Origin of the sequence: Bradyrhizobium sp. SZCCHNRI1029, from assembly GCF_032487555.1 — a bacterium.
Classification (GTDB): domain Bacteria; phylum Pseudomonadota; class Alphaproteobacteria; order Rhizobiales; family Xanthobacteraceae; genus Bradyrhizobium.
In genome coordinates, this window is sequence record NZ_JAUEUK010000001.1 from 1,080,001 (window position 1) to 1,096,728 (window position 16,728).

Genomic DNA, 16,728 nt, shown 5'->3' on the forward strand with positions numbered 1-16,728 from the left:
ATCAGCCGAAGTCGAGCACCACGCGACCGTCGATCTTGCCGGCCTTCATGCGGTCGAAGACGGTGTTGATCTCCGACAATGGCGCCGTGGTCACCTCGGCCGTCACCTTGCCGTCCGCGGCGAACGCGATGGCTTCGTCGAGATCACGCCTGGTGCCGACGATCGAGCCGCGCACGGTGATGCGCTTCAGCACGACATCGAAGATCGGTGTCGGGAATTCGCCCGGCGGCAAGCCGACGAGGCTGACCGTCCCCTTGCGGCGGACCATGTGCAGCGCCTGGGCAAAAGCCGGCGTCGACACCGCGGTGACCAGCACGCCATGCGCGCCGCCGCCGGTGATTGCGATCACCTGCGCCACGGCATCCTTGTCGAGCGCGTTGACGGCATGTTCGGCGCCGGCCTGCAGCGCGAGTTTCAGCTTGTCCTCGGCGATGTCGAGACCGATCGCCTTCAGCCCCATCGCCTTCGCATACTGGATTGCAACATGACCGAGGCCGCCGACGCCGGAGACCACCACCCACTCGCCCGGCCGCGCGTCGGTCTCCTTCAAACCCTTGTAGGTGGTGACGCCGGCGCAGAGGATCGGGGCGATCCTGGCGAAATCCACATTGGCCGGCAGACGCGCAGCGAACGCCGCGGATGCGATCACGTATTCGGCAAAGCCGCCATTCACGCTGTAGCCGGTGTTGTGCTGGTGCTCGCACAAGGTCTCCCAGCCGGTCTCGCAATACTCGCAGCGCAGGCAGGCATCGTGCAGCCACGCCACGCCCACGGCGTCGCCGACCTTGAAGTCGGTGACCCCGGGCCCGAGCGCCGCGACCATCCCGGCCGCCTCGTGTCCTGGGATGAATGGCGGCACCGGCTTCACCGGCCAATCGCCGGAGGCGGCGTGAAGGTCGGTGTGGCAGACGCCGCACGCCTTCACCCTGACCAGAAGCTCGCCGGGTCCCGGCACAGGAATCGGAACGTCCTCGATGTCGAGCGGCTTGCCGAAGGCTTTGACGACGGCGGCTTTCATGGTCTGCATCTGTCTGCTCCTCATGTCGCGGCGCAAACTAACGACGTCGGCGTATTCCGGGCTTGATCGGCATCAAGCCGCGCCGCTGCATGAAATAACAGTTTGATGACAGTGCAATGTGCCCATGGCTGTCAGGCGTGAAATTTGAGTCCGTCGACGACCTTGTCGACCACCTTGCGCTCCGCACGAAACGCCAATCCCACCAGATTGAGATCGGTGCGCGCCACCGCCTTCACGACATCACGGTTGGCCTCGTCATGCGTGGTCTTGAACATGTCCTCGGTGTAGAGCGCCGGCTTCACGCTGCGCGACAGCGCCCGATCCAGAGCACGCGCCAGCGCGGCACGATCCGGCGCGCCGTAGATCAGGATCGGCTGTCCGATCAACGCGTGATACAGGGTTGCCGAGCCGTCCTCATAAGGTGCGCCGATGCATTCGGGAAATGCCGCGGCGATGCCGCTGGAAAGAAACGCCGCGACGTTGAGCTTCTGCCAGGCCTCGAGATCGTTGCGGATGATCAGCGCGATCTTGGTGTCGAATTGCATGCCACTTCCAGGGTTCGATGTCATCGAACCCCGAGAATAGCCGAGCCGTTCTCAGGGTGAAGCATCGAAATGAAAGCGGACGCGGAACCACGGCAGCGGAGCCGCTGAGATCATCAGACTTGAATCAACCCTTGGCGTCGCAGACCCAGGCGCGGATGACGCATTCCTTGCCGCCATATTTGTAGCATTCCCGGGTCGCTTCGTTGAGCGAGGTCGAGATCGTCGGCCGAACAGCATAGCCGTGGGCGCCGCAGGGATTGGTGAGATCGACCGCGAACGCCGCGCAGGCCTTCTTCATCGTCACCGCGGTGCAGTCGCCCTTGCACTGCTTGAGCGCCGCGGCCTTGGCGAGATGCTCCGCCGGATAGTCGAACGCCTGGCCATAGGCGGCGCACTGGCCAATGGCGAACGCGCCGGCCGCATGCGCCGGGCTGATAGCGCTGGTGTCTGCGATGCGCGCGGCACCAACGATCACGGTCAATCCAAATGCAAACAGCGCGAAACGTCGCGCGGCGGTCGAAATGATCACTCTCTCCTCCCCCGAGGCCCAATGTCGGCAAATCTAGCCGGGGGTCGTTGAAACTTGGTGAATGAGAGGTTGAGTCGGAGGGAAGTCGTAGCCCGCACGAGCGTAGTCGACATGCGTGCTCTCACGCACGGCGTTCCGCATGTCGCTTACGCTCATGCGGGCGACGGGCTTCAACCGCGCCGCGCGGCTTCCAGCGCCTGCGGCGTGTCGATGTCGAGAAATGCACTGTCACCGTCGACCGGCACCTCGGCGACAGCCTCGGTGTGCTTGGCGATCAGGTGCCGCGCGCCGACATCGCCGTCCAGCGTCATCAGCTCGGCGAAGAAGCGGCGCGACCACAGCACGGGGTTGCCGCGGCGTCCCTCGGACACAGGCACCACGATCAAATTGCCGCGATCGGGCGCGAACGCGCCGATCAGGCGGTCGAGCAGATCCGAGGACACCATCGGCATGTCACCCAGGCACACCACTGCGCCATCGATGCCCTCAGGCACCGCGGCAATGCCCGATTTCACCGAGCTGGCGAGGCCGCCGGCGAAATCCGGGTTGCGGACGAAGCGGACGTTGAGGTCGGACAGCGCCTGTTCGACCAGCTCGGCCTGATGACCGGTGACGACGATGACCTCACCGGCCTTGGAGGCCAGCGCCTGCTCGGTCACGATGCGTACCAACTTCTTGCCGTCGAGTTCAGCCAGCAGCTTGTTCGGTCCACCCATGCGGGTCGAGCGTCCGGCGGCGAGCACGACGGCGGCGACCTTGCGTTCGCCCTCGGCCTCCGGCGTGGCGCGCGGCTGCGGCCGCGTCACGATCTCCATGAGGAGGCCACCCACACCCATGGCCGTGAGCTCGGCGCGGCTGACCTTGATGCCGGCGAGCAGCCGCATCAGCACCCAGTCAAAACCGTTCTCCGCCGGCGAACGGGCGCAGCCGGGCGCGCCGAGCACCGGCACACCGCCGGCATTGCCGATCAAGAGCAGATTGCCGGGATCGACCGGCATGCCGAAATGCTCGATGGCACCGCCAATGCCGGTGATTGCGGCTGGAATGACGTCGCGGCGGTCGGCGATGGCGGACGCGCCGAACACGATGACGAGCTCGGCGCCCAGCGCCAGCAGCTCCCTGATCGCAGCAGCCAGCGCGGCCTGCTCATGCGGCACGCGGCGCTCGGCGATGATGGTGGCGCCGGCCGGTGCGAGCCGCTCTGCGGTGACGCGCAGCGTCTTGTCGATGACCTTGGGTGCGAGCCCCGGAAGAAGCGTCGAGACCACGCCGACGCGCTTGATCACATAGGAGGCGATGCTGAGCGCGCCCCTGCCCGCCGCCGCGACGGCGGCATCGCGCAGGCGGCCTTCGACGCCGAACGGGATCAGCTTGACGGTGCCGACCATCTCGCCTTCGACCACCGGCTTGAACGCCGGCAGGGTCGCAAAGGTGATGGCCTCGTCGACGCCGTTGATGCGCTCGACCGCGGCGCGGTCGATCATCAGCACGCCGGCCTGCGCCGCGAACAGATTGGCGCGCCCGGTGAAGGCGCGATCGACGTGAATGCCCGCGCCGGCGACGACCTTGGCGACGTCGGCGGCCGCCTCGTCCTCGGAGACGTCGCCGGCCTCGAGCCGGACGACGACGATCTCCTTGACGCCTTCCCGGACCAGCGCCTCGACCTCCGCGGGACCGATCAGCGTGCCCTTCTTCAGCACCAATGATCCTTTGCGCAGGGTGTGCACCGTCACCCCGCCGATCGCCTCGGCTGGACTGGCAGGACCGAACTTCATGCCGCCTGCTCTTTCTCCTTGGCCGGCAGCCGCAACGTGGCGGTGATCTCGGCCATGATCGAGACCGCGATCTCCGACGGCGACACCGCGCCGATGGCGAGCCCGATCGGCGCATGGATGCGGGCAATGTCGGCATCGCTGGCGCCCTGCGCGCGCAGCCGATCACCGCGCTTGGCGTGCGTCTTCCGCGAGCCGAGCGCGCCGATATAGAAGCAGTCGCGCGAGAAGGCGTGCAGCAGCGCCGGATCGTCGATCTTCGGATCATGCGTCAGCGCGACAAAGGCGGTGTAGTGATCGACGTTGAGCGGGGGCAGCGCCACGTCGGGCCATTCGGCGATCAGCGGCACGTCAGGGAAGCGCTCGGGGCTGGCGAAAGCCGTGCGCGGATCGACGACGGTGACGTCATAGCCCAGCGACTTGGCGATCGGCGCCAACGCCTGGCTGATATGGACGGCGCCGACGATCACGAGCTTGGCCGTCGGCGCGTAGACGTTCAGGAACAGCCGCTTGCCGTCCACCTCGACCATGCCGCTCTTGCCCATACGCAGATGGGTCGACAGCTCGTTGCGCAGCGGATCGTTGGCGATGGCGGCGGCCCTGACCAGGCGCTGCGCGCCGGAGCCGACGTCCGTGACGAGAATCGCCGGGCGGCGCGCGGCACGCTCGGCGTTCAGTTCGGCCAGCGTTGCGGGCTGCATGGATCAACCCACCTTCTCGACGAACACGCGGATGGTGCCGCCGCAGGACAGCCCGACATTCCAGGCCGTCTCGTCGGCGACGCCGAACTCCAGCATCTTGGGCTGGCCGCTGGAGATGACGTCCAGCGCCTCGGTGACGACGGCGCCCTCGACACAGCCGCCGGACACCGAGCCCAGGAAGGTGCCCTCATCGTTGATCACGAGGTTGGAGCCGACCGGGCGCGGGGCCGAGCCCCAGGTCTCGACCACCGTGGCGAGGGCCACGCCGTGACCGGATTTGTGCCAGTCCTCGGCGGCCCTGAGGATGTCTTCGTCGCGGTTGAGCATGGTCATCTCCCTCTCAGGCGGCGGGCCGGATCGCGCTGCGCTGGTGCGGCGGCAGCGGCGACGACAGCGCCGAGATCAGCGTCTCGATCGAAGTCAAGTTATGTACCGGGCGGAATTCGTCAACGTGGGGCAGCATGGTTTTGATGCCCTGCGCCTTCGCCTCGAAGCCGGAATAGCGCAGCAGCGGATTGAGCCAGATCAGCCGGCGGCAGGAGCGGTGCAGCCGGTCCATCTCGAAGGCAAGCTTGCTGTCGGCCTCGCGCTCCAGCCCGTCGGAGATCAACAGCACGATCGCGCCCTGCCCGAGCACGCGGCGCGCCCACTGCTTGTTGAAGGTCTGCAGCGAGGTGGCGATCCGGGTCCCGCCGGCCCAGTCCTCGACATTGGCCGAGCAGCTCGCCAGCGCCTCGTCGGGATCGCGCTGGCGCAGCGCCCGGGTCACGTTGGTCAGCCTCGTGCCGAACAGGAACACCGAGACGCGCTTGCGCGCATCGGTGATGGCATGCAGAAAATGCAGGAACAGGCGGGTGTACTCGCTCATCGAGCCGGAGATGTCGAGCAGCGCCACGATCGGTGCCGGCTTCTCGATTCTCCCCAGGCGATGGAAGTTGATGATCTCGCCCTCGGTGCGCAGCGCCTGGCGCAGCGTCTTGCGCATGTCGATGCGATGGCCGCGCGGATCGGCGGTGTGGCGGCGGGTCTTCAGCTCGGCCTGCGGGAGCCGCATCTTGGCGATGGCGCGCGCGACCTCGGCGATCTCCGCCGCGCTCATCTGCGCAAAGTCCTTCTTCTGCAGCACCTCGCGGTCGGACACCGCGAGCCGCAGGTCCTGCTCCTGCGCCTTCGGCTCCTCATGGGTCTGCGGCTGCGACATCGCCTCCTGGACCCGGCGCGACGCCGGCGGCGGCTTCTTTTTGGCGTGATCCGGCAGCGGCACCGAATCCAGCATCGACTTCCACTCCTCGGCGGGACGGAAGAACAGGTCGAAGGCCTGAGAGAAGATCAGCGCATGCTCGTGGCGCTTGACGAAGATCGATTCCAGCGTGGTGAAGACGTCCGCGCGCTTGCCGATGTCGATGACCTCGAGGGCGGTCATCGCGTCGATCACGGCGCCCGGCCCGACGGGAAGGCCGGCGGCGCGCAAGGCCCGCGCGAAGCCCGCAATGTTGTCGGCGATGCCGCCGGTTGGCGGCGCGAGGTGATTGATGCTTGTGGGCACGTTCTGATCCCTCGTCCGCTTCGCTCACGCCTCAAATTGAGCTCGTCATTCCGGGGCGCCCGGAGGGCGAGCCCGGAATCCATACTCACGATCGCGGTTATGGATTCCGGGCCTGCGTGCTGCGCACGCATCCCGGAATGACGACCTTTATTGTGGGCACCGGCGTGAACTACGTCTCGTTGGTCGCGTCCTTGATCGCCTTCTGCAACGCATCGCCCTGCATGCGGGCGATGTCGTCCTGATATTTCAACAGCGCGCCCAGCGTGTCGCCGACGACCTCGGCGTTCAGCGAGCGCGCATCGAGCTCCGTCAGCGCCGTGGCCCAGTCGAGCGTCTCGGCGACCCCCGGCGACTTGTAGAAGTCCTGGTCGCGCAGCGCCTGGACGAAGCGCACGATCTGCTGCGACAGCCGCTGCGAGATGCCGGGCAGCCGGGTTTTGACGATGGCAAGCTCGCGCTCGGCGGAGGGATAATCGACCCAGTGATACAGGCAGCGCCGCTTCAGCGCGTCATGGATCTCGCGGGTCCGGTTCGAGGTGATGATGACGATCGGCGGATGCGGCGCCTTGACGGTGCCGAACTCCGGGATCGTGACCTGGAAGTCGGAGAGGATCTCGAGCAGATAGGCCTCGAACGCCTCGTCCGCGCGGTCGAGCTCGTCAATGAGCAGAACCGGCGCGCCGGCGACATCCGGCTCCAGCGCCTGCAGCAGCGGGCGCTTGATCAGGTAGCGGTCGGCGAAGATGTCCGACGTCAATTGATCGCGGTCGACCTCGCCGCCCGCTTCCGCCAGCCGGATCGCGATCATCTGCGCCGCTGAATTCCATTCGTAGACGGCGGAGGCGACGTCGAGACCCTCGTAGCACTGCAGCCGGATCAGCTTGCGGCCGAGCGCCGCCGACAGGACCTTGGCGATCTCGGTCTTGCCGACGCCGGCCTCGCCTTCGAGGAACAGCGGCCGGCCCATGCGCAACGACAGATAGGTCACCGTCGCCAGCGATCGCTCGGCCAGATAGCCGCGCGAGGACAACAATTCGAGCATCGCGTCGACCGATGCTGGCAGGGCCGGAGCACTCATGGGCGAGACCGCTTCCTTCTTCACGCGTCCGTCACGAAGCCGGAGCCTCGGGTTCGGCGGCTCCCTCCGACGCGGTTGAGGCCTTGGCGCCGGTATTGGCCGCATCGACCGCACGGCGCGCCAGCACGCCGATCAGATGGGCACGATATTCGGCGCTGCCGTGAATATCGCTGTTGAGGCCTTCAGCCGAGACCGTAATGCCCTCCAGCACCTTCGGCGAGAAGCGCTTCTGCAGCGCCTCCTCGAAGGCGGTGACGCGGAACACGCCATTGCCGCCGGCCCCGGTCACCGCAACGCGCACGTCGGACGGACGGCGGGCGACGAACACACCGACCAGCGCGTAGCGGGAGGCCTGGTTGCGGAACTTGACGTAGGCCGCCTTCTTGGCCAGCGGGAAGCTCACCTTGGTGATGATCTCGTCCGGCTCCAGCGCGGTCGTGAACAGCCCGAGGAAGAACTCCTCGGCCTTCAGCTTGCGCTTGTTGGTGACGATGGTGGCGCCGAGCGCGAGGCATGCGGCCGGATAGTCCGCGGTCGGATCGTTGTTGGCGATCGAGCCGCCGATGGTGCCGCGATGGCGCACCGCGGGATCGCCGATCAGGCTCGCCAGATGGGCGAGCGCCGGAATGGCCTCGCCGACGGTTGCGGAGTTGGCGACGTCGGCGTGACGCGCCATCGCGCCGATGACGAGGTTTCGGCCCTTCACCTCGATCGTATCGAGCCCCTCGACATGGGAGAGATCGACCAGATGCGGCGGGCTCGCGAGTCGCTGCTTCATGACCGGCACCAGCGTGTGGCCGCCGGCGACCAGCTTGGCGTCTTCGTTCTTGGTGAGGAGATTGGCGGCCTGGCGCACGGTCGCCGGCCGATGATATTTGAATTCGTACATAGGGGAATGTCCTGTGCGCAGCGGGCCGACTAAGGCAAGGTCAGACGTTTAGGCGAGGTCCGATTTGGCCATCGCCTTGGCGCCGGCGGCGATCGATTGCACGATGTTCTGATAGCCGGTGCAGCGGCAGAGATTGCCCTCGAGCTCCTCGCGAATGGTCTCGTCGCTGAGCTCATGTCCCTTACGGTGGACGAGGTCGACCGCGGTCATGATCATGCCCGGCGTGCAGAAACCGCATTGCAGGCCATGATGCTCGCGAAACGCCTCCTGCATCGGATGCAGCGGCGCGCCGTCGGCAGCGAGTCCCTCGATCGTCCTGACCTCATGACCATCGGCCATCACGGCCAAGGTCGTGCAGGACTTCACTGCCTTGCCGTCGAGATGGACGACGCAGGCTCCGCATTGCGACGTGTCGCAGCCGACATGGGTGCCGGTGAGGCGCAGATTCTCGCGCAGGAACTGCACCAGCAGCGTCCGCGGGTCGACGTTCGCCGTGACGGGATTACCGTTCACAATCATGGAAATCTTGGCCATTCAGGACTCTCTATTATCCGCGCGACAGCGTTGCACTGCAGCGCAGCCCAGCAAAATCAGTCGAAAACCATCATATGGGCGCTCCCGGCGGCGGGCAACCTCGCCCCCGGCCGCGCATGGGTCGGTTGCGGTCAGCCTTGAACGGCTTTGGCGAAGTTGGCGAAGAATTCGTCGGCGAGCTTCTTTGCGGTGCCGTTGATCAGCCGCTGGCCGAGCTGCGCCAGCTTGCCGCCGATCTGCGCTTCGACATTGTAGGTCAGCAGCGTGCCGCCGTCCTTGTCCGCCAGCGCGACGACCGCGCCACCCTTGGCGAATCCGGCGACACCGCCCTCGCCTTCGCCGGAGATCTTGTAGCCGTTCGGCGGATCGAGATCGCTCAAGGTCACCTTGCCTTTGAAGCGCGCAGAGACCGGTCCGACCTTCATCTTGGCAACGGCGCGGAGGCCGCCATCCTCGGTCCTCTCCAGCTCCTCGCAGCCGGGAATGCAGGCCTTGAGCACCTCCGGATCATTCAGCTTGTCCCAGACCTGCTCTCGCGGAGCGGCCAGCTGGACTTCGCCCGTCATCGTCATAGCCATGTGCATCTCCCCCCGATTGGCGCGGTTAGAGGCATTCAAGTAAAGCACCGAACGCCCAAAAGGAAGGGCGAGCAGCGCCCGGAAGCGTTGCAGAAAAGCCGGGCACCGCAGCATTCCGGACCTCGCCGCCGTCGGGTTTTGATTGGCAGACGGCGGCGGCGGTGGTTAGTTCGCCATCAAATCTGCACGATTCCTCCGGCGGCGCGGCCGCCTGCGACAAGGATTCCGCCCATGCCGATGATCGATGCCGACGGCTGTCTGTTGAATGTCACCGTCGAGGGCCGCGACGGCGGGCCGACCCTGATGCTCTCGAACTCGCTCGGCTCGACCCTGCAGATGTGGGAGCCGCAGATGCGCGCCTTCACGCAGGTGTTCCGCGTGATCCGCTATGACCGGCGCGGTCATGGCAAATCGCAAGTGCCGCCCGGGCCCTACTCGATCGAGCGATTTGGCCGCGATGCGCTGGCGATTCTCGATGACCTCAACATCGAGAAGGTGCACTGGTGCGGCGTGTCGATGGGCGGCATGGTCGGACAGTGGCTCGCCGCCCATGCTCCTGAACGCATCGGCAAGCTCGTGCTCGCCAACACCACCTGCTACTACCCCGATCCGGCAATCTGGGACGCCCGCATCAAGGCGGTCGAGGACAGCGGACTCGCTGGAATCGCCGACACGGTCATCGCTGGCTGGCTGACGCAGGAGTTTCGTGATCACAATCCTGATGTCGCCGACCGGATGAAGGCAATGCTCGTGGCCACCCCTGTCGGCGGCTATCTTGCCTGCTGCGCGGCGCTGCGTGCCCTGGACCTGCGTGAGGATCTGCCGGCCATCAAGAGCCCGACCCTCGTCGTGGCCGGCCGCTACGACAAATCGACGCCGATCGCGATGGCGGAAGCAATCCGCAGCCGCATCCCCGGCGCCAGCATGACCATCGTCGATGCCGCGCACATCTCGAATGTCGAAGCGGCGGGCCAGTTCAACGATGCGGTGCTGGGCTTTCTGACCCAGCACTGATGCACCGCGATGGATCGGGGCGTCATGCCTGCTGCGGCGACGGCGTCGCCGCGGGCTCCATCTTCGGCGAAGCGGATGCGGAAGACGGCGAGGCTTGCGTCGTCGGCTTCTCCACCAGCATGACGATGGCCGTGCCGAGCAGCATCAGGAGTTCCGTGGCATGCAGACGCAACGCCTGGGGCTCCCCGACTTTGGCAGCCATGATCATGCTGAAGAAGGCGAGCATGCTGCCGAAGCCGAGCCCGATCGACAGTGCCTCGACATAGCCGGCCACCTTTCGCACCCGCGGAACCAGGATCAGCACCAGGAACATCGCGAAGAAGCCTGCGACCGTCAGTCGCGCCAGCGCAAGCAGCCAGGCGGCGCGAACCGTCTCGATGCCCGACAGCTGCAGGTGGTCGCTGATGAACAAGGCCACCGCGATATTCGGCCGCGCGAACAACCCCTGGATCGGCGACACCATGATCTGAAACGCGATGATGGTCCAGGCGGGCACGAAATAGAGCGCCAGCAGCACACCGTTGACGCAGCTGAGCCGCCAATTCCTGATCACGCAATCCTTGATCATGTCACGCCCACCTTTGCATCCCACAAACCGCCCGTCCGGCCGATTTCCAGACGAGCTAACGCCCGGCAAACGCGCCCGGCAATTTAAACCATTCGTTTACCTTAACAGGGGGGCGACGGGCGCGAGAGCCCACCGTCCAATCGCCGCAGAGACCGTGCTGATGACCTCGCCGATCAGGCCCCGAATTCCCGCGTGATAGCGGCCTTTCCGGGCCTCATCGACGCCTCCTCGAACATCTGCATCGCATCCGACATTGCGTCCGTCGGCGGCCGCTGATTCACGTCCATGCGCCTCGCAACTCTGTGCGCCACGCCATCGGTGTTCTTGACTAGCGTCAAAGTAGTCTGAAACAGATATACTACCTTAGAGGCGAACGCCGCTGCGTTTCGCACAGCGGGATCGTGATGCGGCAGGCAGCTGCCGAGCGGGAGTACCGCATGAGAGTAGCTCGGATCTTCATCGGCATCCTCCTGCTGGCCGGCGGCCTCTACATCCTGGTCGGCGAACATTTCGCCGGAACTTCGGGAGACGCGACCGTCAATGCCCGGCTTTACGTCGTGCGCGCGCCGATCGAAGGCCGCGTGACGCTGGGGGTGAGCAATATCGGCGCCAGGGTCAATGCCGGGGAACTCATGGCCGAGATCGTCGACGACCGGTTCGACACCACGCGCCTGCTCAATCTCGAGCGCGACCGTGACGAGCAGAAGATCGCGCTCAAGCGGGTTCCGGCGCAGCGTTCGGCGCTCGAGCAGGCGCGGGCCGCCTTCGCGGCCCAGTCGGCCAACTACAAGACCGGCCGCGTCCGCCAGATCGCGGCGCGCATCGCCGAGGCCAAGGCGGCGGAGGATGCCGCGGCCGCCCGGCTGAAGCTCGCGGATCTCACCTTCACGCGGGCCAACGAGCTGAAGGAACGCGGGGTCCAGACGGTCGCCGGCCTCGACCAGGCCAGCGCCTCGCTCGATATCGCCAAGCAGGATTTGGAAAGCGCGAAACAGCGCACCAACTATGTTGAGACCGAGCTCGGCTCCGCGCAATCAGGGGTCTTCATCGGCGACTCCTACAACGACGTGCCGTTCTCGATGCAGCGCATTCACGAGCTCGACCTGCGCCTCGCCGAACTTGCCGTGGACGAGCAGCAGATCCAATCCCGCCTGGTCCAATACGAGCAGCAGATCAACGCCGAACGCGTCCGGATCAACCGGCTGACCTCGGCGACGCTGAGGGCCCGCGTCCTGGGCATGGCCTGGGATTTCCTCGTCGACGATGGCGAATATGCCCGTCGCGGTCAGGATCTCGTCAAGCTGGTGGACTGCAACAGTCTCGTGGTGACCGCGAGCGTTCCCGAAAGTCTCTACGCCCGCCTGTCGATCGGCGCCCCGGTGCAGTTCCGTCTGTTCGGAGACGACCGGATATTCGATGGGACGGTGACACGTCTCGGCGGCTCGGGCGCCTCGCAACTCTACGCCAATCTCGCTGTCGGCCCGACGCCGCAGCACTTGCAGCGCTTCGACGTCACCGTTGCGGTGCCAGATCTCGCCAAGCAGCCGGATCTGTCCTGCGCCATCGGGCGCACCGGCCGGGTGATCTTCACCAGCGGACCGATCGCGGCATTGCGCGGCTTCGTCGCCCGGTACGGCTACTGATGCCGACGCTGTCACCATTCCTGTCCGCATTCGCAGTCGTTGCGATCATCGTAGGGCTGCGCGTCCTGGCGTTGCCCCTCCTGGACCCGAAGATATGGTACTGGCGGACCCTGCTCCTCAGCGGCTCGATCCTGCTGGCCTGGCGCTATGTCGTCTGGCGCTTCACCGAGACCCTTGCTCCGCCCGGCCTCACGCCGGATGGGATCCTCAGCTGGGGCTTCGCCATTCTCGAAGCGCTCACCGTTGTTTCGTCGTCCTTCGCCTTCCTGATCCTGACCAGGACCAAGGAGCGGACGACGGAGGCTGATCGCCATGCCGGCTGGTGGCTTCCGAGGCCGCCGCCTCGGGTCGACATCTTCATCACGACCTACAACGAGCAGCTCGAGGTGCTGGAGCGAACCATCGTCGGCGCCAAGGCGATCACCTATGCGGCGTTGCGCGTCTTCGTCCTCGACGACGGCAGCCGGGCCTGGCTCCGGGATTACTGCACCGAGCACGGCATCGGCTATGTCGCCCGTACCGACAAGTCGCACGCCAAGGCCGGCAACATCAACAATGCCTTGCGGCTGCGCGCGGCGGATGCGGACCGGCCGGATTTCGTCGCCGTTCTCGACGCCGATTTCGTGCCTCATCTCGACTTCGTCGAGCGGACGCTGGCGTTGTTCCACGATCCGGCTGTCGGCCTCGTACAGACGCCCCAGCACTTCTTCAACCCGGACCCGATCCAGCACAATCTCGGCATCGGCGCGGCCTATCCCGACGAGCAGCGCCACTTCTTCGACAACGTCGAGCCGGCGCGCGACGCCTGGGGCATCGCAATGTGCTGCGGCACCTCCTCGATATTCCGCGTCTCCGCCGTGGAGATGATCGGCGGCGTGCCCACCGAGAGCGTCACCGAGGATTTCCTGCTCACACTGCGCCTGTCCGCGCACGGCTACCAGACCGTGTACCTGAACGAGGCGTTGTCGGAGGGATTGGCGCCGGAAGGCCTTGCGGAATACGTCACGCAGCGCGGCCGCTGGTGCCTCGGCCTCATGCAGATCGTGCGCAACGTCTACAATCCATTCGGCTCCCATGGTCTCGATTTCTTCCACCGGCTCAGCGTGCTCGACTCGCTGCTCTATTGGACGTCGACCTATCCGTTCCGCCTCGCCGCGCTGATCTGTCCACTGCTCTACTGGTGGGGCGGGGTGACGGTGGTGAACGCCTCGATCGCCGATATCATCCGGTATTACGGCCCCTATTATCTCTCGATCATGTACACGCTGAACTGGCTGTCCAAGGGACTGTTCATTCCGATCGTCAACGATGTCTCGCAGATCGTCGCCGCCTGGCCCGTGCTCCGCGCCGCCGCTCTCGGCCTGCTCTCCCCCGGTCCGCACAAATTCTCGGTGACCGCCAAGGGCGGCGACCGCGCCAAGATCATCGTCCAATGGCCGCTGATGCGGCCCTTCCTGATCCTGATGGCGCTGACGATCGGTGGCATGATCGTGTCGCTGACGTCCGATTTCGTCTTCAATACCACGGGGACCGCGGGAGACGGCGTCATCGTCGTGATGTTCTGGACGATCTACAACATTCTGGTGCTGTCGGTGGCGATCGCCGTGTGCATCGACCGTCCACGCTACAACCGGCCGCAACGCCAGATCGTCGAGCCGATAACCCTGACGGTCGACGGCGAGCCGCAACGCGGCTGGATCGTCAATCTCGGCCCCGGCGGCGCACGCGTCAGCGGTCCGGTCGGCCTTGCGACCGGCGCCATCGGCACGCTCACCCTGCCCCTGATCGGCGATATCCAGACCAAGGTCGCGGCTCCGACGAACGACGGCTACCGGCTCATATTTGCGGTGACGCCGCAGCAGCGCGCCCAGATCATCGAGCGGCTGCACACCGCGAGCGGAGTGCCCGGCGCCGACAGCGGCGATCTCGGCCGCATGCTGAAAGAAATCGCGCGAGCCGTGGCCGATTGAGGAGAAGACAATGACGAGGCGACGGTGGAGCTTACAGACAGCGGTGTTCCTCGGCGGCACGACACTGATCGTCGTGACGGCGCTGGCCGTTGCCATCCTCTATTCGGCGTCGCTGCAGCGGCGCGGCGAGGAGCTCGCGATCGAGCAGCTGAGGACGCGCGGTGAGCTCAGCGCAAACCTGCTGGCGCGACAGTTGTACGGCACGTGGAGCGACGTGTCGCGGCTCGCCGCGATCATCGACCCCGCCGACGTCGCCGAGGCGCGCCGGCAGATCCAGTTCGTGAGCCAGTTCCAGCCGCGCTATGCCTGGCTCGGCATCGCCGACTCCGGCGGCAAGGTCATCGCGAGCAAGGACCGGATGCTGGAAGGACAAAACGCCGCCGACCTGCGCTGGTTCCGGCATGGACTCGGGGTGCCGACGGCGGTCGATGATCGCGAATCAGAGGCCCTGGGCCGGATGTTGCAGGCCGCTTCGGGACCGGACCGCTTGATCGCAATGTCGGCTCCGCTCGTGCACGACGGCGCCCCCGCCGGCGTCATCGGGGCCCAGATCGATTGGAAATGGGTGATCGAATCCGTCGCGGCGCTGGCGTCGCGCGACATCGATCTGGTGTTGCTGTCGCGCGAGAGCATCGTGCTGTTCGGCCCGCCGGATCTCGTCGGCAAGCAACTGACGATCGGCTCGGCGCAGGCCGCAAGCCGCGGGGCCTCGGTCGCGCTCATCGAGCGATGGCCCGACGGCAAGGATTATTTCACCCTCACGTTCCCCACCGTGAAGTACGCCGATCTGCCGAGCTTCGGCTGGTCCCTTCTGATCCGGCAGGACGCCGTTGCCGCGATGGTGCCGACCCGCCAGCTTGTGCGCTCGTTTTGGTTCAACGTTGCCGGTGGCGTGTTCTCGATCCTGGTGCTGCTCAATTTCGCCGCGAAATGGGTGGTGACGCCGATGCGCCGTCTTGCCCAGGCCGCCGAGACCATGGTGAAAGATCCGTTTTCTGGCATGGTGGCGCGGGAAACCCGGTACGATGAGGCGACGCGGCTGCGCGACGCCTTGGTCAGGCTCCAGTCGAAGCTGATGGCAAAAGTGCCTGGTTCGACGGAAGACAGCGGTAGCGGCATATAGCGGCGCCAGCAACCGGTGCGAGAACCCTCCTTTTCGGCGCTACGTGCTGGGTTCCCAAGCGGTCATTTGATGGCGACGGCCGGCCCCGAGGAAGGCAGGGGAACCGCGCCATCAAAGGAGGCGGGATAAGCCCGCAATTGTGGCACTGCACGCTGTTGCGGCACCCGGTTCCGAACTGTTAGTACTGCCGCACGCGTCGCCTTGGGCGCGGGTGCGTCTCCAGGCATACCGGCACCCGCTCTACAAGGCCCCCGCCGCGTTGCGAACCGGTATCGGCAGTCTCACTCACGGCAGTTCATGGATTATTTCGCGCAACAGCTCATCAACGGCCTCGTCCTTGGCTCGATCTACGGCCTGATCGCCATCGGCTACACCATGGTCTACGGCATCGTCGGCATGATCAATTTCGCCCATGGCGACATCTTCATGATCGGCGGCTTCATCGCGCTGATCTGCTTCCTGGTCCTGGTGTCGCTGGGCCTGACCGCGGTTCCGGTGATCCTGCTGATCGTGCTGCTGGTGTCGATGGCCATCACGGCGCTCTATGGGTGGACCATCGAACGCATCGCCTATCGCCCGCTGCGGCACTCGTTCCGCCTGGCGCCGATGCTGTCCGCCATCGGCATGTCGTTCGTCCTCACCAACTATTCGCAGGTGTCGCAGGGCGCGCGCGTCAAGCCGGTGCCGCCGATCATCACCGGCGGCTACACGCTGCACGAGGGCGCGGGCGGCTTCGTCGTCCAGCTCTCCAACATCCAGATCGTGGTGGTCATCACCACCATCGTTCTGCTCGCGCTGTTCACCTGGCTGGTATCCCGCACGCGGCTCGGCCGCGACATGCGCGCCTGCGAGCAGGATCAGACCATGGCGGCACTGCTGGGCGTCGACGTCGACCGCACCATCTCGATGACCTTCGTGATCGGCGCGGCGCTCGCGGCCGTCGCCGGCATGATGTACCTGCTGTATTACGGCCTGGTCGATTTCTTCATGGGCTTCGTCGCCGGCATCAAGGCGTTCACGGCGGCGGTGCTCGGCGGCATTGGCTCGCTGCCGGGCGCGATGCTCGGAGGCCTCGCGATCGGACTGATCGAGACGTTCTGGTCGGCCTATTTTTCGGTGGAGTACAAGGACGTCGCAGCATTCTCGATCCTGATCGTGGTGCTGATCTTCCTGCCAACCGGCCTGCTCGGCCGGCCCGAAGTCGAAAAAGTCTGAAGATG

At 65.8% G+C, this 16,728-nt stretch carries 17 protein-coding genes; 5 read left to right on the forward strand and 12 right to left on the reverse strand.

Annotated features, from left to right (window positions below; translation table 11 throughout):
* Position 1: 1 nt before the first annotated feature.
* From adhP to QW861_RS05055, 11 genes are all read right to left on the reverse strand, one after another.
* Positions 2-1,027, reverse strand: a complete 1,026-nt coding sequence (adhP, locus tag QW861_RS05005; RefSeq protein WP_316192758.1) for an alcohol dehydrogenase AdhP — start codon at positions 1,025-1,027, stop codon at positions 2-4.
* A gap of 122 nt (positions 1,028-1,149) precedes the next feature.
* Entirely contained in the window at positions 1,150-1,563 is a 414-nt protein-coding gene (locus tag QW861_RS05010) for a DUF2000 family protein (RefSeq protein ID WP_316164454.1), read from the reverse strand.
* 124 nt (positions 1,564-1,687) lie between these two features.
* On the reverse strand, positions 1,688-2,092 hold the full coding sequence (locus QW861_RS05015; RefSeq protein ID WP_315749370.1) for a DUF4189 domain-containing protein: 405 nt from the start codon (positions 2,090-2,092) through the stop codon (positions 1,688-1,690).
* Positions 2,093-2,262: 170 nt separating this feature from the next.
* Positions 2,263-3,867 (reverse strand): molybdopterin-binding/glycosyltransferase family 2 protein, encoded by a 1,605-nt coding sequence (locus QW861_RS05020; protein WP_316192759.1) that lies wholly within the window; start codon positions 3,865-3,867, stop codon positions 2,263-2,265.
* Positions 3,864-4,565 carry an XdhC family protein gene (locus tag QW861_RS05025; protein WP_315714761.1) on the reverse strand — a complete coding sequence of 234 codons (702 nt, stop codon included), beginning with the start codon at positions 4,563-4,565 and terminating at the stop codon, positions 3,864-3,866. The genes QW861_RS05020 and QW861_RS05025 overlap by 4 nt, the downstream gene beginning before the upstream one ends.
* A gap of 3 nt (positions 4,566-4,568) precedes the next feature.
* Entirely contained in the window at positions 4,569-4,892 is a 324-nt protein-coding gene (locus QW861_RS05030; RefSeq protein WP_315750017.1) for an XdhC family protein, read from the reverse strand.
* Positions 4,893-4,905: 13 nt separating this feature from the next.
* Complete coding sequence (locus QW861_RS05035) at positions 4,906-6,111, reverse strand: VWA domain-containing protein (RefSeq protein ID WP_316191753.1); 1,206 nt, start codon at positions 6,109-6,111, stop codon at positions 4,906-4,908.
* Between the two features lie 169 nt (positions 6,112-6,280).
* Positions 6,281-7,189, reverse strand: coding sequence for a MoxR family ATPase (locus QW861_RS05040; protein WP_315714763.1), 909 nt, complete (start codon positions 7,187-7,189; stop codon positions 6,281-6,283).
* A 31-nt stretch (positions 7,190-7,220) separates the two neighbouring features.
* The gene (locus QW861_RS05045) at positions 7,221-8,078 is read right to left on the reverse strand and encodes a xanthine dehydrogenase family protein subunit M (RefSeq protein WP_316192760.1); all 858 of its coding nucleotides are present in this window, start codon (positions 8,076-8,078) and stop codon (positions 7,221-7,223) included.
* A 48-nt stretch (positions 8,079-8,126) separates the two neighbouring features.
* Positions 8,127-8,612: a (2Fe-2S)-binding protein gene (locus QW861_RS05050; RefSeq protein ID WP_172180444.1), complete on the reverse strand. Its 486-nt coding sequence runs from the start codon at positions 8,610-8,612 to the stop codon at positions 8,127-8,129.
* 131 nt (positions 8,613-8,743) lie between these two features.
* Positions 8,744-9,190, reverse strand: a complete 447-nt coding sequence (locus QW861_RS05055) for a carbon monoxide dehydrogenase subunit G (protein ID WP_315714765.1) — start codon at positions 9,188-9,190, stop codon at positions 8,744-8,746.
* Between the two features lie 231 nt (positions 9,191-9,421).
* Between QW861_RS05055 and pcaD the strand changes: the two genes are divergently transcribed.
* Complete coding sequence (gene pcaD, locus QW861_RS05060) at positions 9,422-10,204, forward strand: 3-oxoadipate enol-lactonase (protein WP_315749364.1); 783 nt, start codon at positions 9,422-9,424, stop codon at positions 10,202-10,204.
* A gap of 22 nt (positions 10,205-10,226) precedes the next feature.
* On the opposite strand, the gene QW861_RS05065 is transcribed toward pcaD, so the two are convergent.
* On the reverse strand, positions 10,227-10,772 hold the full coding sequence (locus QW861_RS05065; protein WP_316192761.1) for a hypothetical protein: 546 nt from the start codon (positions 10,770-10,772) through the stop codon (positions 10,227-10,229).
* A gap of 437 nt (positions 10,773-11,209) precedes the next feature.
* Here QW861_RS05065 and QW861_RS05070 point away from each other — a divergent pair, with 437 nt between their 5' ends.
* The 4 genes from QW861_RS05070 to QW861_RS05085 all read left to right on the forward strand — a co-directional run bounded on the left by QW861_RS05070 (position 11,210) and on the right by QW861_RS05085 (position 16,723).
* The gene (locus QW861_RS05070; RefSeq protein WP_315714768.1) at positions 11,210-12,415 is read left to right on the forward strand and encodes an HlyD family secretion protein; all 1,206 of its coding nucleotides are present in this window, start codon (positions 11,210-11,212) and stop codon (positions 12,413-12,415) included.
* On the forward strand, positions 12,415-14,385 hold the full coding sequence (locus QW861_RS05075; RefSeq protein ID WP_316192762.1) for a glycosyltransferase: 1,971 nt from the start codon (positions 12,415-12,417) through the stop codon (positions 14,383-14,385). The genes QW861_RS05070 and QW861_RS05075 overlap by 1 nt, the downstream gene beginning before the upstream one ends.
* A 43-nt stretch (positions 14,386-14,428) precedes the next feature.
* A complete protein-coding gene (locus QW861_RS05080; RefSeq protein WP_316192763.1) occupies positions 14,429-15,508 on the forward strand; it encodes a hypothetical protein in 1,080 nt (359 codons plus the stop codon).
* Positions 15,509-15,805: 297 nt separating this feature from the next.
* Positions 15,806-16,723, forward strand: coding sequence for an ABC transporter permease subunit (locus QW861_RS05085; protein WP_315714772.1), 918 nt, complete (start codon positions 15,806-15,808; stop codon positions 16,721-16,723).
* The last annotated feature ends 5 nt before the right edge of the window (positions 16,724-16,728 follow it).

Coding starts and splice junctions, on each gene's coding strand:
- QW861_RS05085 (WP_315714772.1), top strand. CDS start 15,806: ATGGATTATTTCGCGCAACAGCTCATCAACGGCCTCGTCCTTGGCTCG.
- QW861_RS05065 (WP_316192761.1), bottom strand. CDS start 10,772: ATGATCAAGGATTGCGTGATCAGGAATTGGCGGCTCAGCTGCGTCAAC.
- QW861_RS05045 (WP_316192760.1), bottom strand. CDS start 8,078: ATGTACGAATTCAAATATCATCGGCCGGCGACCGTGCGCCAGGCCGCC.
- QW861_RS05020 (WP_316192759.1), bottom strand. CDS start 3,867: ATGAAGTTCGGTCCTGCCAGTCCAGCCGAGGCGATCGGCGGGGTGACG.
- QW861_RS05075 (WP_316192762.1), top strand. CDS start 12,415: ATGCCGACGCTGTCACCATTCCTGTCCGCATTCGCAGTCGTTGCGATC.
- QW861_RS05050 (WP_172180444.1), bottom strand. CDS start 8,612: ATGGCCAAGATTTCCATGATTGTGAACGGTAATCCCGTCACGGCGAAC.
- QW861_RS05025 (WP_315714761.1), bottom strand. CDS start 4,565: ATGCAGCCCGCAACGCTGGCCGAACTGAACGCCGAGCGTGCCGCGCGC.
- QW861_RS05070 (WP_315714768.1), top strand. CDS start 11,210: ATGAGAGTAGCTCGGATCTTCATCGGCATCCTCCTGCTGGCCGGCGGC.
- QW861_RS05030 (WP_315750017.1), bottom strand. CDS start 4,892: ATGCTCAACCGCGACGAAGACATCCTCAGGGCCGCCGAGGACTGGCAC.
- QW861_RS05040 (WP_315714763.1), bottom strand. CDS start 7,189: ATGAGTGCTCCGGCCCTGCCAGCATCGGTCGACGCGATGCTCGAATTG.
- pcaD (WP_315749364.1), top strand. CDS start 9,422: ATGCCGATGATCGATGCCGACGGCTGTCTGTTGAATGTCACCGTCGAG.
- QW861_RS05055 (WP_315714765.1), bottom strand. CDS start 9,190: ATGGCTATGACGATGACGGGCGAAGTCCAGCTGGCCGCTCCGCGAGAG.
- QW861_RS05010 (WP_316164454.1), bottom strand. CDS start 1,563: ATGCAATTCGACACCAAGATCGCGCTGATCATCCGCAACGATCTCGAG.
- adhP (WP_316192758.1), bottom strand. CDS start 1,027: ATGCAGACCATGAAAGCCGCCGTCGTCAAAGCCTTCGGCAAGCCGCTC.